At 62.7% G+C, this 25,370-nt stretch carries 16 protein-coding genes; 10 read left to right on the top strand and 6 right to left on the bottom strand.

The genetic code is table 11. From position 1 onward, the window contains the following. Positions 1-26: 26 nt before the first annotated feature. The 8 genes from ftsY (at position 27) to DL240_RS06210 (ending at position 12,459) form a co-directional block, all read left to right on the top strand. Positions 27-1,814, top strand: a complete 1,788-nt coding sequence (ftsY, locus tag DL240_RS06245; RefSeq protein ID WP_199589756.1) for a signal recognition particle-docking protein FtsY — start codon at positions 27-29, stop codon at positions 1,812-1,814. A gap of 251 nt (positions 1,815-2,065) precedes the next feature. Continuing rightward, on the top strand, positions 2,066-2,800 hold the full coding sequence (locus tag DL240_RS06240) for an outer membrane beta-barrel domain-containing protein (RefSeq protein ID WP_111729010.1): 735 nt from the start codon (positions 2,066-2,068) through the stop codon (positions 2,798-2,800). 47 nt (positions 2,801-2,847) lie between these two features. Further along, positions 2,848-3,600, top strand: a complete 753-nt coding sequence (locus tag DL240_RS06235) for an outer membrane beta-barrel domain-containing protein (protein WP_111729009.1) — start codon at positions 2,848-2,850, stop codon at positions 3,598-3,600. Positions 3,601-3,639: 39 nt separating this feature from the next. Then, on the top strand, positions 3,640-6,657 hold the full coding sequence (locus DL240_RS06230; RefSeq protein WP_111729008.1) for a tetratricopeptide repeat protein: 3,018 nt from the start codon (positions 3,640-3,642) through the stop codon (positions 6,655-6,657). Further along, positions 6,654-8,471 (top strand): hypothetical protein, encoded by a 1,818-nt coding sequence (locus DL240_RS06225; protein ID WP_158542388.1) that lies wholly within the window; start codon positions 6,654-6,656, stop codon positions 8,469-8,471. The genes DL240_RS06230 and DL240_RS06225 overlap by 4 nt, the downstream gene beginning before the upstream one ends. After that, complete coding sequence (locus DL240_RS06220; RefSeq protein ID WP_146618138.1) at positions 8,468-9,865, top strand: DUF4350 domain-containing protein; 1,398 nt, start codon at positions 8,468-8,470, stop codon at positions 9,863-9,865. Before DL240_RS06225 ends, DL240_RS06220 begins: the two co-directional genes overlap by 4 nt. 25 nt (positions 9,866-9,890) lie before the next feature. Further along, positions 9,891-10,874, top strand: coding sequence for an AAA family ATPase (locus tag DL240_RS06215; RefSeq protein WP_111729252.1), 984 nt, complete (start codon positions 9,891-9,893; stop codon positions 10,872-10,874). Between the two features lie 4 nt (positions 10,875-10,878). Further along, a complete protein-coding gene (locus DL240_RS06210; protein ID WP_146618137.1) occupies positions 10,879-12,459 on the top strand; it encodes a DUF58 domain-containing protein in 1,581 nt (526 codons plus the stop codon). Positions 12,460-13,042: 583 nt separating this feature from the next. Here the strand turns inward: DL240_RS06210 and pgsA are convergent. Together pgsA and DL240_RS06200 are read right to left on the bottom strand one after the other, a co-directional pair. Further along, positions 13,043-13,663, bottom strand: a complete 621-nt coding sequence (pgsA, locus tag DL240_RS06205; RefSeq protein ID WP_111729004.1) for a CDP-diacylglycerol--glycerol-3-phosphate 3-phosphatidyltransferase — start codon at positions 13,661-13,663, stop codon at positions 13,043-13,045. Further along, entirely contained in the window at positions 13,660-14,370 is a 711-nt protein-coding gene (locus DL240_RS06200; protein ID WP_111729003.1) for a lytic transglycosylase domain-containing protein, read from the bottom strand. The genes pgsA and DL240_RS06200 overlap by 4 nt, the downstream gene beginning before the upstream one ends. Before the next feature lie 264 nt (positions 14,371-14,634). Here DL240_RS06200 and DL240_RS06195 point away from each other — a divergent pair, with 264 nt between their 5' ends. Both DL240_RS06195 and DL240_RS06190 read left to right on the top strand, forming a co-directional pair. Then, the gene (locus DL240_RS06195; protein ID WP_111729002.1) at positions 14,635-16,938 is read left to right on the top strand and encodes a glycosyltransferase family 39 protein; all 2,304 of its coding nucleotides are present in this window, start codon (positions 14,635-14,637) and stop codon (positions 16,936-16,938) included. 193 nt (positions 16,939-17,131) lie between these two features. Continuing rightward, positions 17,132-18,397: a citrate synthase gene (locus DL240_RS06190; protein ID WP_111729001.1), complete on the top strand. Its 1,266-nt coding sequence runs from the start codon at positions 17,132-17,134 to the stop codon at positions 18,395-18,397. Positions 18,398-18,629: 232 nt separating this feature from the next. On the opposite strand, the gene DL240_RS06185 is transcribed toward DL240_RS06190, so the two are convergent. The 4 genes from DL240_RS06185 to DL240_RS06170 form a co-directional block, all read right to left on the bottom strand. Next, positions 18,630-20,180 (bottom strand): acyl-CoA carboxylase subunit beta, encoded by a 1,551-nt coding sequence (locus DL240_RS06185; RefSeq protein WP_111729000.1) that lies wholly within the window; start codon positions 20,178-20,180, stop codon positions 18,630-18,632. Positions 20,181-20,304: 124 nt separating this feature from the next. Beyond that, a complete protein-coding gene (gene glgA, locus DL240_RS06180) occupies positions 20,305-21,843 on the bottom strand; it encodes a glycogen synthase GlgA (protein WP_111728999.1) in 1,539 nt (512 codons plus the stop codon). A gap of 11 nt (positions 21,844-21,854) precedes the next feature. After that, a complete protein-coding gene (locus tag DL240_RS06175) occupies positions 21,855-22,850 on the bottom strand; it encodes a galactose-1-phosphate uridylyltransferase (RefSeq protein ID WP_111728998.1) in 996 nt (331 codons plus the stop codon). Positions 22,851-23,009: 159 nt separating this feature from the next. Next, positions 23,010-24,989, bottom strand: a complete 1,980-nt coding sequence (locus DL240_RS06170; protein ID WP_111728997.1) for a hypothetical protein — start codon at positions 24,987-24,989, stop codon at positions 23,010-23,012. Positions 24,990-25,370: the final 381 nt, after the last annotated feature.

The following is a 25,370-nucleotide window of genomic DNA, read 5'->3' as shown; positions in this document are numbered from 1 at the left end:
GATCAACTTCAAAGATGGAAGGACGGATGAGTGAGACGCTTTTGAGCAGTGCCACGGAGCTGACGCTTCTGGGTCAGGCCGCTGAGGTGGAGCCGGTCAGTTGGTTGCCGATTGTTCTGGTAGCACTTGTGCTGCTGGCAGTGGTCGCCTTCTTGATGTTCCTGCGCAAAGGGAAGGGCGCCGATGTGGAGCGTCCGCGAGCCACGCCGCCAGAGCGAGGGCAGGCCCCCACGGCGGATGTGCTCGAGGATCGCCCCGAGGTCGAGGCCCCGGTCGAGATTCATGAGGGGATGTCACTGGCCGAGATCAAGCTCGCGAAGCGCGCGCGGGTCAAGGGCGAGGGGGCGCGTCGTGAGACGGCCGCCGAGGCGACCGAGCGTTCGGCTCAAGAACATGCTGAGGTTCAAGCTCCACGGGGGGCTGAGCGTGCAGCCGAGCCTTCCCTGGAGCCGGAGCCTTCTGCCGAAGAAGTGGTGTCGGAGGCTGTTGAAGCCGGTGAGCCTGAAGTTGAGGAGGGCGCGGTCGAAGCGGGAGCTCCCGCGCTGGAGGAAGAGGCCGCGGCCGAAGCGCCTGAGGTTGAAGAAGAACGCCAGGCTGAGGTGTCTGAGAGCGAGGCTGCCACGGAGCTTGCCGAGGCCGAGGCGCCCGAGGTTGAGACCAAGCCCGCGCCTAAGCCCCGTCTTAGCCTGCCGAAGGTCTCCACTCCGGAGGCGCCCGGTGGAGTGCGAGAGGAGGGGGGGATCAGCCTCCCTGCGCCAAAGCCCACGAGCGGTCGTACGAAGAGTGGCGCCGGGGCTCTCCCGAAGCCCAAACTGCCTAAGCCCGCGGCCCAGGCAGCGCCCGCGATCGAGACGGCACCCGAGCCCGTGGTGACCAGGGCGCCCGAGCCGGTTGCCAAGCCCGCTGCGGAAGAGCCTGCTTCGCTTCGAGATGGCCTGCAGAAGACGCGCACCGGTTTTGTCGATCGCCTGGGCAAGCTCTTTAGCCACGAGACGATTCCTGACGATATCATTGATGAAGTGGAAGAGATTCTCTTCACGGCGGATATCGGAGCGAAGATCGCTCAGCGAATCATCGATACGGTCGAAGACGAACTCTCCAGTGACGAGAAGCGTGATCCGGCGGCGATCTGGGGGAGTATTCGCTCGTATTGCGAAGATATCCTCAGTAAGCACGAGGGCTCGATCGATTTCGATGCGCATACGCCCTTTGTCATGCTGGTGATCGGAGTCAACGGTGTGGGTAAAACCACGACCATTGGCAAGATTGCCAGCAAGTTGAAGCGCGAAGGTAAGAGCGTGATGCTGGTCGCTGGCGATACCTTCCGCGCGGCGGCCGTCGAGCAGTTGGATGTGTGGGCCCAGCGAACCAACATCCCGATCCATCGCGGCGAAGACGGTGCCGATCCGGCTTCGGTCATCTATGCCGGTATTGAGAAAGGCATGGCTGAGGGGGCCGACGTCATCATCTGCGACACTGCAGGGCGTCTGCATACCAAGGTCAACCTGCTTGATGAGTTGGGCAAGATCGGTCGGGTGACCGGCAAAGCCCTGGAAGGGGCGCCTCACGAGACGATCCTGGTGCTCGATGCCAATACCGGTCAGAACGCCATTCAGCAGGCGTCCATGTTTAAAGAAGCCTGCGATATCACCGGGGTGGTGCTCACCAAGCTCGATGGTACGGCCAAGGGCGGAGTGATCCTGGGGATCTGCGACGAGTTGGACGCGCCGGTGCGTTACATTGGCATTGGCGAAGGGGTTGAAGATTTACGTCCCTTCGACTCCAGAGAGTTCGTGGAGGCGCTTTTCATGTGAGCGCGATCGCGTCGATGGAGGGTGTGCGTCTTTTTACAAGTCACCTGAAGCCGCAGCACGCCACGCCCGAAGCCAGGTCGGGCGCGCTGTGGGCCCCGAAAGGGGCAAGAGGGTGACTTGCCGCTTCAAAAATCCCTGTGCTATATCTCGGCCAGCGATTCGAAGGTAAACCCGTGCGGGGCACTTGCCCCGGTCGAGCTGTAGTGGGCCTGGAGCCAAAAATCTCCCAGGTCCCAGCCTCTGGATGAATCATGTCTCACCGTTGTTTCGCCGCTCGTCATTTGCTTGCTCTTGCTGCGCTGTGCAGTGCTGCTGCCGTGAGCGCGCCGGCTGCCGCTCAAGAAAGCGTGCAGCAGTTCTCCGACACCATTCACGTCATTCAGCGTCGGCCAGTGCTTCAGAAGAAGCGTCTGGACGTGTCGCCGCGTTTTGGCGTGAATGTTAACGACGCGGTGTATCGAAATTTCCGGGTCGGAGCCAACGCCAACTTCCACTTCTCCGAGCGCTTTTACGCCGGGCTGGTCTTTGACTGGTACAACTTTGGCGATGTGCTCGGAGGTCCCACTCAAACCTTCCGGGATGTGGACAGCGAGGCGCGTGCGCGGACTGATGCGGCCTATCTGAACTGGGCCGGTGGCGCCGAGCTGGGGTTTGCGCCGCTGGTTGGGAAGTTTGCCCTCTTTAATCGCGGGCTCTTCTTTTACGACGTGTCGATTTCGGCGGGGGCGCTCTTTGCGAACTCGGCCTCGATCGCGCGCCCCGGCGGTACGAGCGGGTTGGCTGGAACGGCGGCGGTGACCTCCCGGGTGTTTTTGAACGACTGGATGGCGCTCAACCTGGAGGTTCGAGACACGATCTACAGCGCCCAGCTGCGCGGGGTCAGTGAGGGCGTGCTCACCCACTCGGTATCGGTGGGGGCGGGAGTAAGCCTCTACCTGCCCACCAGCTTTGAGTACTCCGATAGTGAAGCCTCGGCGCAGCGCTGAACGCGACGCCTGTGCACTGAATTGTAGCCTGTCTGGTTGAGAAGCTCATGAAGAAGTCGAATCGCTGGCCCCTGGTCTTCGCCCTGGTCTTGAGCGCGATGTGGATGCCGCATACGCCGGCTCAAGCTGCTGAAAGTGACGAGATCGCCGCCGTGGAGAGCGGGCCTATTGTACGGCGTCAGCTCTTGCATCGTTCCGCGCGTTTTGAGCTTCAGCCCATGGTGGCGTTCACCATGAATGATGCTTACACCCGCAATGGTATGGTGGGCGTCAGTGGAACTTACTTTCTAAACAACTCCTTCGGGTTGGGCGCCTCGTTTCAGTATGGTGCCTTTCATCCGCAGACCAATTTGCGTGAGAATTTGGAGCGGACCCTGGCCGAGGGGAACGAAGATGCGCGGCTGGAACGCCTGAGCTACTCCTCCATCGGGTGGGCCGCCGACGTGGGCTTTACCTACGTGCCGATCTTCGGGAAGTTCTCGGTGATGAACTCCTTCTTCTCTCATTACGATCTTCATCTCTTTGGCGGGATGGTGATTGTAAACGAAGGGGTTGAGCCTGCCATTGAGGGCTTTGCCACCGATGAGGGCATCGCAGGAACGCGCCCGGGAGGCTACTTCGGTGGCGGTGCCCGGTTCTTCCTTAGCGACATGTTCGCACTGAACTTCCAGGTGCGTAATTACCTCTACAACCGCGCCGAGATCAGCAGCGGCTCCGCCAGCCCTCAGCTCTCCAATACGGTGATGCTCTCGGTGGGGCTGGGAATCTTCCTCCCGGGCGAAGTGAAGATCTCGCGCTGATTCGCGGCCGCGTATGTGCGGCCCGGTGGCGCTCCTGTTATGGACTTTTTGCTTCGCGCACAGAAGGCTCTCGACCGCGGCGACGCGGTGCGGGGCCTGGTGCAGTTGGTCGAAGGGCTGAGGCGGCACCCAGAGCGTGAAGACGCGCTCGACTTGCTTCTCTATACCTATACGCGTTCGGTCGAATATCCCGGGGTGGAGTCCGATATGCTACGCGCGCTGGAGTTTCAGCCGGCGCGCGGGGAGCTTCTGGGACTGCTCTGCGAAGACCTCGAGTCGCGGGAAAAGGTGGCGATGGCTCGGGCGCTGCGGCAGCTGGCCCGGGAGCAAGGGATGGATGTGATCGTGCCGGCGCCGGCCGTGCCTGGCGCACGTGATGGGGATGCCGAACAAGGTACGGATGACGCAGAGGAGTCGGCGGCAGGGGAGCCCCCCGGGGAGGGGAATGGGGGCCTTGCCGCGGAGGCTTCCGTCAGCGGGGAATCTCTGGCGAGGGAGTCAGAAGAGGCTCCGGAGCAGGGGGAGCGGGAGGGCGCTCGCAAGCGAGGAGAGGTGCTGCAAGATCCTGTGGAGGTGGAGCGCGCGCAAGTTGTGCGGCGCGATGTAGGGCTCCCCACCACCGAAGAGATCGAGCGGCGTCGCCCGAGCCATTCGCCCCGTCATCTTCGCCGCAGGGTTGCGCTCGTCGCGCTCGGGGCCGTGGCGCTTGCGGTGCTCGGGGCAACGACCTGGGCAGGGTGGGAGCATACCCGACGAGTGCGCTTGCAGGCAGAGCTGGATACGCGTCTGGAATCGCTGGATTACATGGACTTGACTCCGCTGGACGATGCGCTGGCCGGAGCGAGTCGGGGGCATCGCGAGAGCTCCGAAGTGGTGGAGCGGTGGGCCTTTGCCAGTGCGGTGCAGACTGTGGAGTTGGGGCCTGGCGAGGAGGAGGTAGGCGATGGCGAGTTGGGCGAAGGCGCATCCACGGCGTGGGGGATGGCTGCCCGGGCGCTTCTGGCGACGGCAGCAGCGGACTGGGAAGCGGCCACCGAACACGTGGTTCTGGCAGAACATAGCGAGCCGATGAGTCTGGCAGCGCTCTATGCTCGGGGGCGCCTGTGTGAGGCGCGCGGGCAGTGGGATTGCGCGTTGGGAGGTTATCAACGCCTGCTGGCTCGCCATCAGCAGTTTGTGCCTGCGCACGCCGGGATGATGCGATTGGCCGCGCACCGCTACGATCAGGCGTTGTGGGAGGCTCATCGTCAGGCGTTGGAGAGGGCGCATCCCGAACACGTCTACGTCGGGTTGACGTGGTTCGAACTCGGGGAACACGACGCCCGACATCAGACGCCGGCGGATGGGGGAGAAGACCTGTTTGTCCGGGCGTGGAGAGGCCTGGCCGGTGCCGCGGAGGCGCTTGATGAAGACGGCGTCCTGGCCATGGATCGTGTGCGTCCGGCGGTGGAACGTACGCCAGCGCTGGCGCCGGGGTTGGTGGTGGCCGGGCAGGCCTCCGTGTTGCTTTTTGAGCCCGAGGCAGCGCGAGACTACTTTTTGGCTGCCCTGGCGGATTCAGGGCTGCGCGCGGAGTTCTACCACCAGGTTCAGGTGATTGCTCCCAAAGGGCTGGTTGCTCTGGGGCGTCCCGACCTTGCGCTACCATTGTCGCTCGCGGTGGACGATGCTCCGACATTGCCGACTGATGCCCAGGCGCAGACCCGAGGGCAGGTGCTTGCGCGCTATGAGGCAACGCGTCCTGCTCATCTGAGCGAGCCTTACGAGGTCGGGGACGCGCCCACTGACATCCGAATCGAGGCGTTGCAAGTGCGGGCGTCGGTATTGCGTGAGTTGGGCTCGTCGGAGCAGGCCGTGCGTACGCTGGAGCCGCTGCTTACGCAGGAGCGGTGGTCCGATGAGGCGCGATTGGGCATCGCCCGGGCCCATATGGTGGCCGGGCGTCGCCGGGCGGCCCGTACGATCGTGGGTCAGATCAAGGATGAGGCACAGCGTGCACAGGGGGTGGCGGCCCTGGCGTATGCCTCGGGCAAGTTTGAGGAGGCTGTCGACGCCCGGGAGGTTCCCGGGGAGTGGGAGAGCCGAAGGATACTGGCGCTGAGCTTTTTAGCGCTGGGTCGGGGCCGTGATGCAGCGGGTGTGTTGGACGAGCGTATGGAACTCGACCTGACCCGGTTACGTATTTATGCGCGTTCGGGAGAGGTGCCCGCGGACTTTGAGTCTGCGGTGGAGCGCTGGAATCAAGTTGGGCCGGTCGGGGTTTCGCACCTTGTTGATCTGGGCACGACGGCATTCTGGCGTCGGGATCTGGAGCGTGCCCAGGCCTTGTTTGAGCAGGCTCTGGAGCTCGCTCCCGGGCATCCGGAGGTCAACTGGCAGATGGGGCTCCTGGAACGCCTGGCGGGTGAGGACGCGCGGGCCCGGGGGTATTTTCGGCGTTCGTGGCGAGGGGATGAGAATGATTCCTCCTTGCTGATCGAACTTGGGAGAGTTCACCTGGACTTTGAGCGTTACGAGATGGCCCGCGAGGCTTTTTTGCTGGCAACGTTACGCGATCGTCGAAGTGTGGCGGCGGTCGAGGGGCTGGGGCGTGCCTACATGCTGGGCGATCCGGCGCGGGGGCGGCGAGATCTGCCCCAGCTGCTGAGAGACTACTCCAGTTCGGCCGGTCATGCGCCGGCGGTGGCGGAGATGAACAAATGGTTGGCCATCTTGCATGGCTCTCGCGAGGGCGATGAGGCCGCCGCACCCCATTTGCAACGCGCCCGCGAGGTCGGCGGCAATCGTGCCGATGTACTCGCCGAGATGGGGCGCTACCACCTGGCGCGTCAGGAGAGCGAGCTGGCGCGTGAGTACTTCGCGCGCGCGCTGCAGAAGAATCCCACCGCCCCTGCACCTCATTGGGGCCTGGCACAGGTTGCCCTGCAGGATGGCGAGCAGCAACGTGCGGCCGAACATCTGGACCGACTCGAAGCACTCGACGCGGAGGCTCCGTGGCCGGAGCTTCTGAAGGCTGCCCGCACTGCGCTTAAGCCGGTGGCGGAGGTCGCTGAGTGAGATCAGGGCCGAGACTGCTGGTAACCTGTACGTTGATGATGGCCGTGATCTGCGGACCTGAGATCGGACGGGTTTCTCCGGCGGCGGCCTTTGAAGTGCGGGTTCGTGGCCATGCTTCGCTGGAGCTGGAGGCCACAGGGGCCGGAACCACGCTGGGGGTAAGAGGACGTCTTGTTGATGACGTGGGGGCGGGGCTTGTCCAACGCCGGGTGGATCTGGTCGTTCGTGATGAGCGGCTGATCGAGGTCGAGCGCGCACGTGTTTACACCGATTTTAATGGGGGCTTTAGCTGGTCAACGGAGCGTGCTCCCGGGGTGTATTCGGTCGAGGCAGGGCATGCCGGATCTGAACACCTGAGTGTCGCCAGCGCGAGGGCCTCCGCCCGTCTCGTGCCTGAGGAGGTGGAGCTGCGCGTGCAGGCGCCAGCTTTCGTCCTCGGTGGGGCGCCGGCTCCGGTGGAGCTTCAGGCCAGCAGTGGTGGGATAGGGGTGGCCACGTATGTCTCGGTCTACCGCGCCAGGGAAGCTGTGGCGGCGGTGGAACTCGATGCCTATGGACGAGGCACCATTGAGCTCGCGCCCTTTCTTAAGCAGGGAGACAATCGCTTCGATTTTGTGGTGGAGCCTTCGCCGTATCGCGACGAGGTGCATCAGAGTCGGAGCGTGCGCCGAGGGGATAGCGTGGCGGTGACGGGGCAGGTTGAACAGGTGTTTTTACGCCTGCAGCGTGGTGTAGAGATAGGGATTGAGGTTTCCGATGAACGCGGGGGCGTGCCGGATCTCAGGGTGGTCTGGGAGGTTCGGCACGATGGGGAGGTGGTGCGGGAGTTGGAGGGGATGACCGATGCTGCCGGGCGAGCGCGCGGGTTTGTCGAGGTCGCCGGTGCGGATGAGGGGCGTTGGGAGGTTTCGGCCGAGGTGTTTCCTGATGCCGGGGCGCCCCTGAGCTGGCCCGGAGAGCGTTGGGACGTGAAGCCTGCGCCCTGGGAGCGTCCGGTGCGCGGGCTCGCTGTGTTGGCCGCCGTTCTGGCCTTGTTGTGGTTTGGTCGCGGGGCGTTGTTGAGTTTTGTGCGCCGGGCACGTCAGATCATCACCGGGTTTCGTGCACGGGAGGCGTCCCGGGGGGGCGAGGAGGGATTTCGGGCCGAGCTCGACCGAGGTCACGAGCAGGTGTGCCTGGACCGGCTGCCGGAGGTGTCGGATGCGTTGGCGTCGGAAGAGCGCCGGGTTGTGGTGGAGCTCTGGGATCGTTGGCGGGAGCGTCCTGTCGCGGAAGGGGTTGTGCGGGTGGAGGGGCCCGAGGGCGTCGAGGAGAGTGTGCGGGGTGGGCCGCAGGGGCGATGTTCTGTGAGCCGTCCGTCGGTCGGTCAGGTGACGCTGATGGCCCAGGCACCGGGGTTTGTGCTGGCGAGTGCGCGCCTGGATGCCTCCAGTCCGGCACGGGTCCGTCTGAGTATGACGCCAGTGCCGTTGAAGATTCGCGAACTCTACCGATGGCTTATTCAACGTGCCCACGGCGACGACCTCTGGGGGACGCTTACCCCGGCGCAAATCGCGGGAGCGCTCTCGCGTCATATGGGGCCCCAGCACGCGGCGGGCCAGGGCTGGCAGCAGGAGCTGGAGCGCTGGCGGGAACTTGCTCCCCAGGAGCGTCCCAACGCGTTGCTTCGGGTGCTGACTGCGGCTGTCGAGGAAACCAACTTCAGCGGACATCATTATGATGTCGAGGTCTGGCACCGGGTACGCGAGGTGGTGCTGGAACTCGATCGTCTTGGGGTAGAGCCGGTGGCCGGCGCTGTGGGGCAAGCGGAATGAGTGCTCGTGTCGTGCATAGGGGCCTGGCCCTGGCGATGATGGTGGCCTGGAGTCTGGTTGCTCACCCGGCCCGTGCTGGGGAATACGATCCTGACTCCACCGACTGGCAGGGGATGGCTCGTTTTGCGGAGCTTGTCCGGCGCCAGAGTGGTGAGCTTCACGTCGTCGATGAGCTCGATTGGTCCCGGGTTCATCCCGAAGACGTGCTTGTGGTGGTGTACCCAACCCGCGCGCTTGACTCTGAGAATTTCGCAGCGTTTCTGGTCGACGGTGGGCGCCTGCTTCTGGCCGATGATTTTGGAGGGGGGGCAGGGCTGATGGAGCGCCTCTCGCTTCAGCGGCTTGAGCCACTGCCCGAGGCCTTGCCTCATCACAACTTTGTGGGGGGGGAGCCCGAGTGGCCGCGTCATGTCACCCGGGGACGCCACCCGCTGCTTGTCGAGGTTGAGGAGGTCATTTCTAATGTGCCCGCGCTCCTTCTGAATCAGGGCGGTCCGGTGGTCGCCTTTGATGAGGGGGCGGGGTTGGTCTACGACATGACCCTTGGTGAGGGCAGGGCGGTGGTGGTCTCCGATCCCAGTCTGTGGATCAATGCCATGCTCCCGGTGGCCGATAATGAGCGGTTGGCTGTTAACAGTGTGGACTATCTCTGCGAGCCTGTTGGTGAGGGTTGTCGGGTCTGGCTGGTCCACGGCGACTTCGACACACGGCATGGCTATCGGCGACGAGGCTCCGGAGATGGGGCCGAAGGGGCGGTGGTCGCGCGCATTGAGAGGATCAATGAGCGGGTTCGCCATATTTTTAAAGAACTGGCGCAGACGGAGTTGCTCTACTTTCTAGGGCTTCTGCTCTCGCTGGGCAGTGTGTCGTATCTGGCGACGGTGTTGCCCTGGCGGCGTTCGCGTCGCCTCAGCGAGTTTGTGCAGCGAGAGCGTCACGAGCTCGCTCCACCTCAGACCGAATTTGATTGGAACGTGGCGCGTTTCTCCCGGCTGGACCGGAGCATCAATCAGGCGCTCCCGATGGCAATTCTTAAAGAGGTGTTCGAAGAGATCTTTCTCGATGCTCTGGGGCTGTGGCCTTCTACCAGTAAGACGCGCCCGCCGATCGACGTGGTGGCCCGGGAGTTTGATGCCCGTTATTCAGGGCGCTTTCCCGATGCTGAACGCGGCCGGCGCCGTAAGCGTGTCCAGGACTTTTTGAGTCTCCTGGCCGGGGTGCCTACCCGTCATCGGGTTTTTCTCGAGAGTGATATTCACTACAGCGCGGGTGACCTGGCGCGCTTTTACCAACAGGCCCACGAGATCTTAGGGTGGATGGGCAAAGAGGCCGACTATGAGCGACGGACCCGTCAACATCACAAACCCCAACTCGCTGCGCGCCGAGGCGGCTGACGAGGGTAGGGAGGGGGCCGCGGCGATGGTTGCCGCGGTGCAGACGCCCGACGGTGCCGCCTCGGCTATTGCGCAGCAGCGGCTGAAGGAGGTGCGTGCGTGCTGCGAGGCGATCCGCGAGGAGGTGGCGTCACTTTTCATCGGCCCGGCCGAGGTAGTGGACGCGTTATTGGTCGCGCTTTTTGCCCGCGGGCATATCCTGCTAGAGGGCGTTCCGGGGGTTGCAAAGACGACTCTGTGCCGGGCCTTCGCTCAGACGCTAGCGGCGGACTTTCGTCGGGTTCAGTTCACCCCAGATCTGCTCCCCAGCGATATCACCGGGACCTACGTGCCTGACCTGCGTACCAGCGAGTTTACGCTGCGTCGGGGACCGGTGTTCACGAATGTTCTGCTGGGTGATGAGATCAATCGGGCCCCGGCCAAGACGCAGTCGGCGATGCTGGAGGCGATGCAGGAGCGCCAGGTGACCATTGAGGGGGTGACTCATCGGCTGTCGTCGCCCTTTATTGTGCTGGCCACCCAGAACCCGGTGGAGCAGGAAGGGGTCTACCCGCTGCCGGAGGCTCAGCTTGACCGCTTTCTGATCAAACTCACGCTGGGTTACCCCAGTGCCGATCAGGAGTTGGAGGTGCTGAAGACGCACCGGCGTCATCGTCCGGAAGCCCGGCAGGTGATCGGTGGCGAGGAGGTCGCGGCGATCGCTGAGCTTGTGGAGGAAGTGCACGTGAGTCACGAGCTGATGCGCTACATCCTGGGGTTGGTGCGTCAGACGCGCACCGATACCCGGGCGCTGCTGGGAGCTTCGCCGCGGGCCTCGCTGGCGCTGCTTAAGGCCGCGCAGGCCCGGGCGTTGATTCGGGGGCGAGGCTACGTGCTGCCCGACGATATTCAGGCGATGGCCGTGTCGGTGCTCGCGCACCGCATTGTGCTGCATCCCGATGCGGAACTCGATGGGACGACCGGCGAGTTGTTGATCGAGAGTGCCCTGCGCGCGGTGCGCTACGGGTGATGTGATGAGTCCTTACCTGACCGGCGCCGGTAAATGGCTCTTTGCCACCGGCGCGATCTTCACCACGTTCGGAGCGCTGGCGCGGGAGCCCCTGGTGGTGCTCTTCGGGCAGATCCCCTGGTGGGTGTTGCTCGGTGCGATGATGCTGATTCTGACGCAGTCCCGTGCGCTGCAGCGGCGTCAGGTTGTGATTGCTGTGGCCTTGCTTCAGGGGCCGCTGCGCATGCGTTATGGTCAGGGGCAGACGCTCAAGCTCAGCATCTCCAATGCCGCGCCGGTCCGTCTGGGGCGGCTGGCCTTTGAGCCGGTGGTCAGTGGCGGCGTGGAGGTGATGGCCAGTCCCATGATCCCGGGGCTGAAAAGCGGATGCCAGGTGGGCTTTGAGGCTCGGGTGCAGGCAAAGCACGTGGGCCGGGCCAGCCTCCAGGGGTTTGAGGTTGTCCTGAGTGGGCGTTGGGGGCTGGTTAAGACCCGGGACTATCTCCCCTGTGTGCAGGTGATTGAAATCTACCCGGAGCAGGCGCCCGACGTGCGCAGGCGAGTGGCACGAGCGCCGGGTAGCGCGGCGCAGCCTCAGCGGTCGGTGGGGCGGCCCGCTTCGGCTGGGACCGACCTGCGGGAGCTTCGTGACTATCAGCCCGGCGATCCGCTGCGTGCTATCGCCTGGAAGGCGACCCTTCGGCAGCGTCGGCTGATCTCGCGCGACTACGATGATGAGCGTGGTCGCCGCCATGTCCTGGCGCTGGACATTTCTACCTCGATGCGCTCGGGAACACCGCCGGGGCTCAAGCTCGACTTTGCGATTCATCAGCTTTGTGCGCAGGCGCGTGCGCTGCTGGCGGAGGGCGATGAGGTGGCGGTCTACAGCTTCGATCACGCGATCTTCGGTGCGATTAAGCCCGGCGTCGGACTCGGGCACTTCCAGCGGGTGCTTCATCACGTGGTGGGGCTGCGCACCATTGTAGACCCGGCGCGCACCGCCTGGGATGAGGACGCCGTAGAGCGCTACATTGCTGACTACCTTCTGGTTCAGGAGCGTCTGGACTTCCGCTGCCAGCAGGGGCTCGACGCGCCGGTGGATCAGCGTCTGCTGCGTCGGTGGTTGCGCGCGCAACTCAGCTGGGAGCTAGCCCGCTGGAAGAGTGAGGCCGAAGCGCACGGGGTGCTGGAGCCTCATGTCAGCGATGCGCGTCGCTTTGCCAGACTTCGGGGGCTGGAGCTGCCGCCTCCTCCTGAGATGCGAGCGGGCACTAAGATCAATGGCCTTCAGGCGCTCTTTGAAGCGGTGCTGGGTCTTGGGAAGGGGCCGGTGCAACTGACGATCTACAGCGATCTCTGTGGGCTAAATGAGGTCGATGTGTTGGAGCGCTATGTGCGCCTGGCCCGGCGTCGCGGCGTGCGTGCTGGTGTCGTTGCCCCTTTTACGCCCGAGTTCGGTCGCGAGGAGCTCCCGGCTGACGAGCACCAGGCTCGTGTGCGGGAACTTTTTGCCATTGCGGAGGCTGGTGAGCGAGCAAGTGCTGCATCGCGTATGGAGGCGCTGGGCGTGCCGGTGGAGTTTGTGGGGCCCCGAAGGGGGGCCTGACTCGGAGTTGGGACTCGAGTCTCAGCGTGAGGGGAGGAATACCCTGGCCCATGAGGGGTAAGTCCGAGAGGTAGGGGAGGGACACCGGCCTTGTTCGGGGTTGAGTCCCAGCCCCCGGGGTAGGATGTCCCCATCGATTCGGTGTTGAGTTCGAGTCGCGGAGGTGTGCGTCTGCCCCGAAGGGGGTAACGGGTGCCATTTGTGGGGATGTTTGTCTCCCCGGGGTCAGTGTCGACTCTGAGCGGCAGGGGGGGGGCTTTACCCCGTGTGGGTTATGGAGTGGCAGTCCGGGGGGAACGCGTCCGCAGCGGTCGGGAGTCGAGTCCGAATTGTGGGGTGCTCGACCCTGTCCAGATGGGAGTGGCGTTCGGGAGTAGGAGGAGGGGGAGCGCTTCGGATGGCGAGCGAGGCTGCCGAGGAGGGGAGGCGCTGCGCAAGCTCTCGGGCCGAGGTGATGTTTCGGCGGAAGAGGCCGCGCTCGGGGCGAGGGTGGGGTCTGGCTGGGAGGGGGCGCGTTGTGCTCGGGAGCGGTCGTGGCTTCGGCCCCGAGCGGTCGGGCCGGGGGGGCGGTGAGGATTTGGGGTCAGGCGGTGGCGTCCGCGTTGTCTTCGCCGCGGGCGCCGATGGCTTTGAGGAAGCCCCAGAAGTACTCCCAGGCGCTCCAGAGGCTGAAGAAGACCGAGATGGCCAGGAGCCAGAAGCCGATACGGTGGAAGTTCAGGGTCAGCGTGGCGAGTCCGTAGTCGATCTCATAGGTGTAGTGAGTGATGAGGAAGACCAGCCCCAGCATCTGGAAGGCGGTCTTCAACTTCCCGCCTTCGCCGGCGGCGATGATGAGGCCCTCTCCGGCAGCCAGGCTGCGCAATGAGGAGATGGAGATCTCCCGGGCTACGATGATAATGACGATCCAGGCCGGGAGGCGTCCCAGGGGGATCAGCATTACCAGGGCGGTCATGACCAGGAGCTTATCGGCCAGCGGGTCGAGGAACTTCCCGGTCATGCTGACCAGGTTGAGTTTGCGGGCCAGGTACCCGTCGACCCAGTCGGTGAAGGAGGCCACCCCGAAGAGAATGACGGCAATCAGGCAGCTAAGTGGGTCGCCAAAGGCGATGAACATGGCCACGACGGGGATCAGGGCGATGCGTATCAGCGTCAACACGTTGGGGATGTTGACGATGTCTTGCCGAATCGTTGAGGCGCTCAAGGCATCTCCGCCTGGGCTGAATAGACCTGGTACCAGTGATAGACCGACGCGACATATTCACGGGTCTGCGGGTAGGGGATTCCATCGTAGCGTCGCACCGCTACATCGCCGGCGTTGTAGGCAGCGAGTATCAGGTTGATATCCCCATCGTATCGGTCGATCAAGATGCGTAGAAACTTCGCACCGCCGAAGACGTTCTGACGAGCATCAAAAGCGTTGGTGACGCCCAGGGATTCTGCGGTGCGCGGCATCAACTGCATCAGGCCCATGGCGCCCGCGTGGCTGACGACCTGGGGTTGAAACGCGCTCTCAATGCGAATGACCGCTTTAATGAACCCGAAGGGCAGGTCGTAGGCCAGGGCGGCCTCCTGGATCAGATCATCGAAGTAGGTCTCGCGCTCGGAAAACGAGGAGGGCAGGCCGCGGCGAGCCCGGGCACGGGCCTCTTGCGCCTGCTCATTGTCGGCGTCGGCAGGGCTGGCGCGAGCCGCCTGGTTTGCCGCGCGGGCGCTTGATGTGCGGGTGGATCGACGAGGGGAGGGACCTTCGCTGAGGACCTCGAGGAGTTTGTATTCCGGGTGGCGCTCGTTGGTGATGAGTACCTCTCCGGAGGGCGTCTCATAGGAGTAGAGTTGGGCGGCGGCCGGCAGGGCCCAGAGCGTGGCGAGGGCGCTCAGAATCCATGGTGCGATGGTGCGACCTGGCATCAGTCGACTCTCTGTAGGGCTGTGGCTAGGGCAGGGGCAGAGCCCCGGCAGCGGCGATCGTTGAGGACATTAAAGTGCAGCCCGAGGTTCCAGGCAAGAAAAGCCCGGCAGGGTACCTCGGGGCGGTTTGGTGGCCCGAAACGGGGGGAAGGCGGTGAGATTGACACCGCCTCTGGGGCTTCCCTACACTCCGCGGGCTGCGCGCTCTTTTAGAAAAGACAGGTATGGCGCGTTCAAACAGGCAAACAGCGACGGATACGATCGATGAGTGAGCGCGCCCCCGGCCCCACGCCCGCGCGGCAGTGGTGGCGAGAGCTTGATACCTTTGTGCAACGTCCCTCGGACTTCTGGCGCGAGCACGCCTGGGTCTTTGTGCTGGCCCTGGCGGTGGTTCTTCCCTTTGTGGGGAGCTTTGGGCTGTGGGATCCCTGGGAGACCCATTACGGGGAGGTGGGGCGCCAGATTACCGAGCGCAACGACTGGATCAGCACGTGGTGGGGCTCTCACTGGGTTGATTCCAAAGGGGGGACCGAGGGCTCATACTTCTATTCGAAGCCGATCCTCTTGATGTGGATGATGGCCATCGGCATGGAGCTCTTCGGAGTCAATGCGTTTGCGGTGCGGCTGGGGGTGGCTCTGACCGGTGCGCTGGGGATCCTCTCGGTCTACGCCTTTGGGGTCAGCGTGTTCACGCGTCGGGCCGGGGCGTTGATGGCGCTGGTGCTGGCGAGTTCTCCCTTCTGGTTTATGCTGGGACGTCAGGCTCAGACCGACATGCCCTTTGTGGGCATGATGACGGTGGGTATGTGCTTTTTCATGATGGGGGCGTTTGGGAAAGACCGCGATCTTGCTGCCAGCCGGGTGACCTGGGGGCTGGGGCTCGGTTGGATCGGGGTGCTGACAATTCCGCAGATCTCGTTGGTGCTTATCGGGCTCTCACGCTGGCGCGGGGCGGATAACACTTTGATCGACCAGATGGGGACGAACCTCAATCTGATCGTCATGATCTTTGGTGGGATGCTCCTGGTGAGCGGGTTGCTGGTGGTGGCGTCGATGGTGTGGAACGACGCACGGCGCAAGAAGCTGGCGCTGGGGGCGGTGCTGCTGACCTGGGGGCCGCTCTTTATCGCGCTGCTCGGGGTGGTGATCAGCGCAGAGGATCGCCCGATGGCACTCCTGGGTTGGTTTATCTGGGGGCCGACGCAGGCCGCGATCTACGCCAGCTGTCTGCTGGGCGTGCTCTACCTGACGCTGGAGCGGCCCACGGTAAGTCGTGGGCGCATCTACATGCTGACGTTTTACGCGTTTATCGGGTTGGCGACCCTGGCAAAGGGGTTGCTCGGCTTTATGCTGCCCGGGGCGGTGCTCTTCCTGTACATTCTGACCACACGGGAGTGGGGGCTGCTGAAGCGCGTGGAGTTCTGGCGAGGCGTGCTGGTGTTTATCGCGGTGGCCTTCCCCTGGTACGCGGCGATGCTGATTCGCCATCATCCGGGCTTCTGGAATCGCTTCTTTGTGCACGATCACTTCAAGCGCCTCACCAGCGGTGTGCATCAGCTGACCACGGGTTCTTTTGAGCACTTTCTGCGCTGGTTGGGATACGGGCTGTTCCCGTGGGTGGGTTTTGTGCCCGCGGCCATCGCGCGTTTCTTTGGCGGGCATAAGGTGCGCCTGAACCGCGATGAAGGTCGCGCCAGCTTGATGCTGCTTTTGTGGGCGCTGGTAGCCTTTACGCTCTTTACGCTCTCGAGCACCAAGTTCCATCACTATATCTTTCCGGTGGTGCCGGCGCTGGCGATGCTGGTGGCGCTGGCGCTCGACGATCTCCTGGACGGTGATCTGAAGCCGGGTGGTGTGCTCTTTGGAGTGGGGGCGTTGATCGCGGCGGTGATCGCCGTGGAGATCGTCAGCGATCCGCAGACCATTAAGAACCTCTTTTCTTATCGCTACGACCGCGAATGGAATCATGAGGCATGGGACCCCTACTTTCAGATGTGGCTCCGGCCCCTGGTGGCCATCTGCGTGGTGGGAGCGCTGGGGACGGGGATTGCGCGAAGCGCGCGTTTTAGGCGGATCAGTGTGGGCGCCATGGTGGTGGGTGGACTGGGCATGGCGTACTTCGGCCTCAATGTGTACATGCCAACCATCAGCTCAACGATGAGCCAGAAGCAGCTCTGGGATCGCTACTACGAGCTTTGCACCGAGGTGGAGCCGCCACCCGGAGCTGACCGGCGCAAGACCTATTGCGAGGAGCCCGTCATCGCGTTTCGCCTCAACTGGCGAGGAGAGGTCTATCACACCCACAACCTGGTCATCCCGATTCGCAGCAATGAGGATTGGGAGAAGTATAAGAAGGAGCAGATCGAGGGGCCGATCTACGCGATCATGCAGAACGCGCGTTATCGTGGGGAGTTTCAGCGCAAGCTCCCCGAGCGTTGGAAGGGGAAGGCCTGTCTGGTACACAATGACAACTTGAAGTTTGTGCTGGCCAAGATTCCCTGTGCGGCTGACGACCCGGATCGCGTCGATCGTAAGGAGAACGAGGGAGGGGATGACGCAGAGCGTTGAGAGGGGGGGCTTTGTTCGGCGTGGGTTTGGAAGAGTGCAATGATATCAAAGCGTTGCGGTGGCTTCCCAAGGAGGGGGTTTGCTGTTACGCTCTGCGCGCCCTGGCGTGTGAATTTTTGGTCCCTATGTTGGGGCCCGCGCAAGCAAGCAACCTGTTCGTTTTTAGTGACATAGTCTTCGACGGAGATAGTCAATGAGCACAGCGAAGTTGACCCTGAATGGTAACGAGTACGAACTTCCCACCTTCGTGGGCAGCGAAGGTGAGGTCGCCATCGAGATCGCCAAGCTGCGGGGCACCACCGGGGCGGTGACCCTGGATAGCGGCTACGGCAATACGGGCTCGTGCAAGAGCGAGATCACGTTCATCGATGGTGAGAAGGGGATCCTGCGCTACCGCGGCTACTCCATCGAAGAGCTGGCCGAGAAGGTCTCGTTTGAAGAGGTCGCCTACCTGGTGATCTGGGGTGAGCTGCCCAACCAGGAGCAGCTGGCCGAGTTTCAGGCGAAGCTGGCGAAGTACGCCATTGTTGATGAAGGCGTGAAGACGATTCTTTCGGGCTTCCCGCGCAGCGCGCACCCGATGGCGATGCTCGGCGCGGTGATGGCTGCGTTCGGCTCCTATTACGAGACGACGGGCGACTCCGAAGAAGACATTCTGCGGATCATCGCCGGGATGAACTCGCTGGCGGCCTACATCTACCGCTACCGCCGTGGTCTTCCCTACGTGTACCCGGCCAGCGGTTTGAGCTACGCCGGTCAGTTCCTGCACCAGATGTGGGGTGAGCCCACCGGTGAGCCGAAGGTCAACTCGGTGGTTGAGCAGGCGCTCAACAAGCTGTTGATCCTTCATGCGGATCACGAGCAGAACTGCAGCGCCTCGACCGTGCGGATGGTCGGCAGCGCCCACGCCTCGCTTTACGCCTCGATCTCGGCGGGTGTCGGAGCGCTCTCCGGTCCGTTGCACGGTGGTGCGAACCAGGCCGTTCTGGAGATGCTCGAAGAGATCCAGAACGATGGTGGCGACTTTGAGAAGTACGTCGGTCTGGCCAAGGATAAGGAGTCGGGCTTCCGTCTGATGGGCTTTGGTCACCGCGTGTACAAGAACTTTGACCCGCGTGCCAAGATCCTGAAGTCAGCCTGTGACGACGTGCTGGAAGACCTGGGTGTCGATGACCCGCTTCTGGACATCGCCAAGAAGCTTGAGAAGGTGGCGCTGGAAGACGAGTTCTTCGTCAAGCGTAAGCTCTACCCCAACGTCGACTTCTACAGCGGCATCATCTACCGCGCTCTGAACATCCCGACTGAGATGTTCACCGTGATGTTTGCTCTGGGTCGTGTGCCGGGCTGGATCGCGCAGTGGCACGAGATGCGTAACGACCCGACCGGTCGTATTCACCGCCCGCGTCAGATCTACACCGGAGCTACCGAGCGTTCGGTGCAGCCGATCGAAGAGCGCTAAGTCGCGTCTGAGATAAGCTGAATGAAAAGCCCCGGCGATATGGCCGGGGCTTTTTTTGTTCGGGTCGGGGCGGCCCGGTGAGGGAAGAGGGAAAGGGAGGGGCCGGGCGCTTTGGGGCCCTGGAGCGATGGTGGTCGGTCTGTGTCTCAAGGGGGGATAGGTCTGGCGGGACAGGGGAACAAAAAAAGGGCCCCGTAAGGGGCCCTGGTTCTGCATCTGAGGAAGGAAAGGCTCAGAGTGGGATGTTGCCGTGTTTGCGAGGCAGGTTCTCAGCGCGCTTATTCTCGAGCATTTCGAGGGCCTGGATCAGGCGGGGGCGAGTGTCTCGCGGGAAGATGATTTCGTCGATGTAGCCGAGTTCGGCGGCCTTGAAGGGGTTGGCAAAGGTCTCACGGTACTCGGCCACGAGCTCGTCTTTTCGGGCTACGGGGTCGTCGGCCTCGGCCAACTCCTTACGGAAGATAATGTTCACCGCGCCATCGGGGCCCATCACTGCGATCTCGCCGGTGGGGTAGGCAAAGTTGATGTCGGCGCCGATGTGCTTGGAACTCATGACGTCGTAGGCGCCGCCGTAGGCCTTGCGAGTGATCAGGGTGACCTTGGGTACGGTGGCCTCGGCGTAGGCAAAGAGGAGCTTGGCGCCGTGCTTGATGATGCCGCCGTACTCCTGATCAACGCCGGGCAAGAATCCGGGGACGTCGACCAAAGTGACGATCGGAATGTTAAAGGCGTCGCAGAAGCGTACAAAGCGCGCGCCCTTGAGGCTGGCGTTGATGTCCAGACAACCGGCCAGGTGGGCGGGCTGGTTGGCCACGATGCCCACCGAGCGGCCTCCCATACGGGCGAAGCCCACGACCATATTTCGGGCGAACGCCTCCTGGACTTCGAAGAAGTATCCGTCGTCGACCACGTGGCCGATGAGTTCTTTGATGTCGTAGGGTTTGGAGGGGTTCTCCGGCACCAGGGTGTCGAGCGCGCCGTCGCGACGGTCAAACGCGTCGTCGGTGGGGACGAAGGGGGGATCTTCGGCGTTGTTGGAGGGGATGAAGGAGAGGAGTTCCCGGATTTTGGCGATGCACTCTTCTTCGGTCTGGGTTTCGAAGTGGGAGACGCCGCTGGTCTCGCTGTGCACGTGGGCGCCGCCGAGCTCCTGCTTGGTGACCTCCTGGCTGGTGACCGTTTTCACGACCTCCGGTCCGGTGATGAACATGTAGGAGGTGTCCTGGACCATGAAGATGAAGTCGGTGATGGCCGGGCTGTAGACGGCGCCGCCTGCGCAGGGTCCCATGATGGCGGAGATCTGCGGGACGACACCGCTGGCGCGTACGTTTCGGTAGAAGATGTCGGCGTAGCCCGCCAGGCTTGCCACCCCTTCCTGGATGCGCGCGCCGCCGGAGTCGTTGAGCCCGATGACCGGAGCGCCGCACTTGGTGGCCATGTCCATGACCTTGCAGATTTTTTCGGCGTAGGCGCCGCTGAGGCTTCCTCCGAAGACGGTGAAGTCCTGGGCGAAGACGTAGACCAGGCGGCCGTCGACCTTGCCGTAGCCGGTGACGACGCCGTCGCCCGGGATCTTCTGGTCGGCCATGCCGAAGTCATTGCAGCGGTTGGTGACGAACTTGTCGAGTTCGACGAAGGTGCCGGCGTCGAGGAGAAGGTCGATGCGCTCACGGGCGGTCAGCTTGCCGGCATCGTGCTGGCGATCGATGCGAGCCTGGCCGCCACCGAGTTCGGCGGCTTCGTTGAGCTCCTGGAGACGTTCGGCGTTGGACTTGGTGGTCATGGGCTGAACCTCTAACGAGAGTGGTGTTGAGCGTATCTGGAAGGGGGAAGAGGTCCCGCGCCCTCTCTGGTTTGTGGCATGCAGCGAAAAACCAGAGAGTGGCGAGCGGGTAGTGCCGGAGGGCTCAGTTTTGTTCGGGAAGTGCGTCGAGGAAGAGTTCTTCGTAACGCATGGCCGATTCGCGCCAGGAGAAATCTTTGCCCATTGCGCGGATCATCAGCGGGCGCCACTTGCGGTAGTTGCGGTAGGCGGCTCCGGCCCGTTCGATGGCTCCGGCCAGGGCGTCGGCGTTGTGCTCGGTGAAGACAAAGCCGGTGCCATTTTCAGGGTCGTCGCGAAGATCGACCACGGTATCGGCCAGCCCGCCGGTGGCGTGGACGACGGGCACGGTGCCGTAGCGCATCGCGTAGATCTGCGTGAGCCCGCAGGGCTCAAAACGGCTGGGGATAAGGAGCATGTCGGCGCTGGCCTGGATGCGGTGCGCCATGGCCTCATCGTAGCCAGCGATGATGCGGGCCCGGTTGGGGAACTGGTCTTCAAGCTGTTTGAGCTCTTTGACAACCTTGTCGGGGCCATCCCCCAGGATGATGACCTGGAAGCCTTCGCGCTCGTCTTTGAGTTCGGTGAGCAGGGAGCGAATGGCCGGGACGAGCAGATCGACGCCCTTTTGCTCGGTCAAGCGGCTGACCATGCCAACCAGGGGCAGGGTGGGACGCACGGGGAGTCCGAGGCTGTGCTGGAGGTGGGCCTTGTTCTGGCGTTTGCCGTTGAGGGTTTCCACCGAGTAACGGACCTCAATGAAGCGGTCGACATCCGGGGACCACACGCCGTAATCGGCGCCGTTGAGGACGCCCTCCAGATCGTCTTTGCGTTCCTGAAGCAGCTCGTGGAGACCAAAGCCGTTTTTCTTACGTTGGATTTCCCGGGCGTAGGTCGGGCTTACGGTCGTGATGAGGTCGGCGTAGCGTAGCGCGCCGGCCAGGTAGTTGAGCTGGCCCTCATCATCGAGAAGTTCACCGCTGGCGTTGTACTTGCGGGGCAAGCCGGTGGCTTTGAAGCTTGTGGCGTCAAATTTGCCCTGGAATGCCAGGTTGTGAATCGTCATCACAAAGCGAGTGTTGGCGAATTCCTCGGCGTAGTAGTGCTTGCCGTAGATGGGGACCAGGCCGGTGTGCCAGTCATTGCTGTGGATGATGTCGATGGACATTGGCGAGGTCAGCGCGAGTTCGACGACGGCGCGGCTGAAGAAGGCAAAGCGCTCGGCGTTGTCTTCAAAGCTCTGGTCGTCGTAGCCGTAGAGGCCGTCGCGATCGAAATACTGGGGGGCGTCGATAAAGAAGACGCGCACGCCGCTGTCCAGGCGCGATTCCCAGACGGTGACCTCAACCTTGGATTGGTTTTTGCTCTTGCGGGGCACTTCCAGGGGGGCGAGTCGACGGCTCAGTCGCATCGCCTTCGGATCGAGGTGTTTGTAGAGCGGCGTGACGATGGAGACGTTATGGCCGCGGCGTGCCAGCGCCTGAGGCAGGCTGGCTGCGACATCGGCCAGGCCCCCGGTTTTGGAGAAGGGGGCAACTTCGCTGGAGGCGAAGAGCACATTAAGCCGGCGTCGGCCCAGTTGGGAGTCGGTGTCTCTGGTCTTGATATAGCGGCTCAAATCCATCGTGTCTTCCGTCAGCAATTTAAATCGCGCAGGTGGCGCGCGGCCACCTCCGAGGCGGTGGCGTTGATGTAGGCGCCCGAGCCCCACTCAAATCCGCCGTGGGTGCTCAATCGTGGGAGCATTTCCAGGTGCCAGTGATAGTATGGTTTTCCCGCGAACGCAAAGGGGGCGGAGTGCAACACAAGGTTGTGGTCCACCGGGCCCAGTGCGTGTTCCCAGCGTGCGAGGATCTGGCGGATGTGGTCGGCAAGTTGGAGCAAAATTGCGGGGTGAGCCTGCGTGAAGTCGGCCTGGTGTATGCGCGGGGCGATCCAGACCTCGAAGCTGGCTCTGGAGCCATAGGGAGCCCAGGCGATGAGTTCGTCGGAGGCAAGGATCAGGCGCTCTTCGGTGCGGCACTCCTGGTCGATAGCGTCACACATCGGGCAGCGACCGTGGTGCGCGAAGTGGGATTCTCCGCGGTCGAGCAGGCGTTGCTGACGAGGGCTGAGAAGGGGCAGGGCCAGGATCTGGCTGTGCGCGTGGGCCAGGGTCGCGCCGGAGCGGGGGCCGACGTTCTTAAAGGGGATGATGTCACGGATTCGTGGGTCCTGGCGCAGGTCGCGGATACGGTCCTGCCAGGAGGCCAGAATCTCAGCGATATGCTCCGCGCTTACCTCCAGCCAGGAGACCACGTGGTCGGGAGCTTCAATGACGACTTCGTGGGCTCCGACTCCGGTGAATGTATCGTAGGGGCCTTCTGCCCGGGCTTGCCAGGGTTGCTCCGGGGTCAGCGCGGGGTAGAGGTTGGGGACGACCCGAATTGCGGCTTTGTGCCCCGGATAGGCCGGACTTGTGTGGGAGCGGATAGGAGCAGGAGTTTTTGTCGAGGCGCCCGGACAGAAGGGGCAGCTCGCCGGTGAGGAGGGGGCTTCGATCAGGTTGTGGTCGCGGGGGCGGCGGGCGCGGTCTCGGGCGAGGATGACGAGGTCACCGGAGACGTTGTTACGGCGGATATCGGAGGGCATCAGGCAGGCTCCGCGGAAAGCGAGAGGCGGACGTCGAGGGCCGCCACGCTAGCGAAGCGCGGAGTAGTGAGCAACCGAGAAGGGGACCTGATGCACGAAGGCGCCGGCCCATCAGGGCCGACGCCTTTGTGTGTTTCAAGAGGAGAGCTTTAGGGAAGGTCAGTTCCCGGTAGACGTGTTCTCTTCGTCGGTAAAGCTCTCCAGAAAGGTCGGGGTCAGGCGATGATCGCTGGTGGTAGAGACATGATCAATCAGTCGCTCCCACTGTTCTTTATCGCTGCGGCCGACATCGATATGGAAGTTGCCGTTGGGGAAGCAGAGCAAGCCGTGGTGTTCCGGGTTGGTCGGATTGTCTGCGGCCTGCGAGGTGGGAAATCCCTGGCGATGGATGCGAATCAGGTCGCCAGCCTCAAAGACTTCTGCGTAGTCAACGATCAGTTCATTCTCGAAGGTAATGACGCTCTCTTCCCAGAGCTCGGGATCGCAGCTGAGGTACTGAATCGCGTGGATCTTTTCGAGGGCTTCGGCGCTCTCTTGACCATCGACGATGACGCGGCTGGGGACGAGGTAGTAGGGAGCGCTGCTCACCGGGACACGCTGTACGAAGAGGGCATCGACCGGGACGTGTTCCGGGGCGTTTTGGCCGGGAGGGAAGTTTGCATCGTCGACGGTGAGGCGCACCTTGTTGACTCGTGCAGGCATGGGGGGAGGGCACACGAAGCCGAGTGCCGCGCTGAAGTCTTTGTAATAGCAGAGGTTGCGTAAGAAGCTGCCTTCTGCGGCATCGCAGGTGTCGAGGATGGTCCAGTTGACCTCGCCATTGATACCAATGAGGTCTCCAATCCAGCCGGCGTCTGATTCCAGCCCCAGCTTGACAGCGGCTCCCACGGATAGTTCCAGGGTACATTGCTCTTCGCCCTGTGTGAGGTTGTTCTCGTAGGATGCTTCAAGTTTGGCGTAGAGACCGGGAACGGTCGCCGTAACCCCCGCGAAGTTGAGGATCAGCGCCTTGAGTTTGACGTTGGCATCAAGGGCAATCGACGCGTTGATTTTTCCGAGCAAGTCGGGGTCATCAATGACATAGGGGTCGGGTTGTGGGTCCTGCTGAATTCTCTGGAAGGCGTTGTTCGAGTACTCCACGCCGAACATCGTATCGATCTGGAAACCCGGGGCGTTTTTGCCGGCCCACGAAGCACTGAGCCCTCCGTCGGTCTGCGCCGTGAATACGACCTCAAAGGTTACGCTGGCGGTTACAGGTACCGGGCCGATGGCAAAGGGGACTTTTACCAGGGTGATCTCAAAGAGAGGTTTTGAGAACTCAAGTTCGTAGTAGAGCTCGAAGACAAGATCACTAAGTGCGGTGATGAAACTTGCGCTGAGCTGAAAGTTGAACACTTTGAGACGCCCGTTGCACTCGCGTTTGTAGAAGGGCATCTCCTGCTCTGAAATGCCGCAGGGGGCGACATCGGGGTAGTGGCTGCTGAAACACTCGCACTCGCTCTCACTGGCCTGGCTTTCTTCACCGAACCAAGAGGTGTCGATGTCCAGTGCGGCGACGGCGTTGTAGATATCAATCGTAATGGTTGGCGTCGTCGACACGCGGCCGCCGATGGTGTTGTCCGGGCAGCTGTCTCCGGCTGTGAAGCCCGTGCTGGCATCGACGGAGCCGTAGGTTCCTTCGATGTCTGAGGCGGATAGATCGACGACCACCGAGACTCCGGAGTGGTTGTCGCATACGCTGGCCTCAATGGTGGGGAAGCTCACGGTGGTGGTGATGCGTTCAAACTCATCGTCGAGAGGTTGGTGGAGCTGGCCTATGCCGTTTTCGTTCAGGCTTTGTTGATGCTGGGAGAGGGCGTTGGTGGACATGTTAGAAGGTTCATCCAGACCGATTTTGGCCTGGATGATCAAGTCGGTCAGCGGCGCATCCTGGACAAAAAATGTGATGTCGGTCTCGGTGCTGTCGATGGCATTGACGCGGTAGATGAAGGGCTCTTCACTGGTCAGGTTGTAGAGGATGTCAGCTCGGGTGACCTCCGTCAGGAAGTCATTGCCAGCCAGCGGAAAAGTGATCGAGCCTTCATTCAATACGGCTGAGGCCAGCGTTGAATCGTCAATCTCGTGAGACCAGGGGACCATGACGACTCCATCGTCGTCTGGCTCCAGATTGTTTGAGTCGGGTGGGTCTCCGGCATTTCCCCCCGTAGCTGGCCCATCATTTTGCGAGTTCTGGCCGGGAGCTGTGTGGCCATTGATAGAACCTCGGCCCAGTTCGGCGTCGCCGCAAGCGGTGGTAAGCGTCAGTCCCAGAAGAAGGACGAGCAGGGCGGGCATTCGGTTGCAGCCGGACGAAGAAACGGGGGCAGCCATGAAATTCCTCCAAATCTAATTATTCAATGTGGCGCAAAAGGCGCCTGAGGTGTCCATGCAGTATCGGGCGTCGCATCTATTGCGGGCACTTAAAGCAAGGCCTGGGCCATCGTCCGAGAAAGCGATCGAGTGGGCTGACTAACCGGTTGG

Origin of the sequence: Lujinxingia litoralis, assembly GCF_003260125.1 — a bacterium.
GTDB lineage: Bacteria > Myxococcota_A > Bradymonadia > Bradymonadales > Bradymonadaceae > Lujinxingia > Lujinxingia litoralis.
This window is presented reverse-complemented; position numbering and strand designations above follow the sequence as displayed.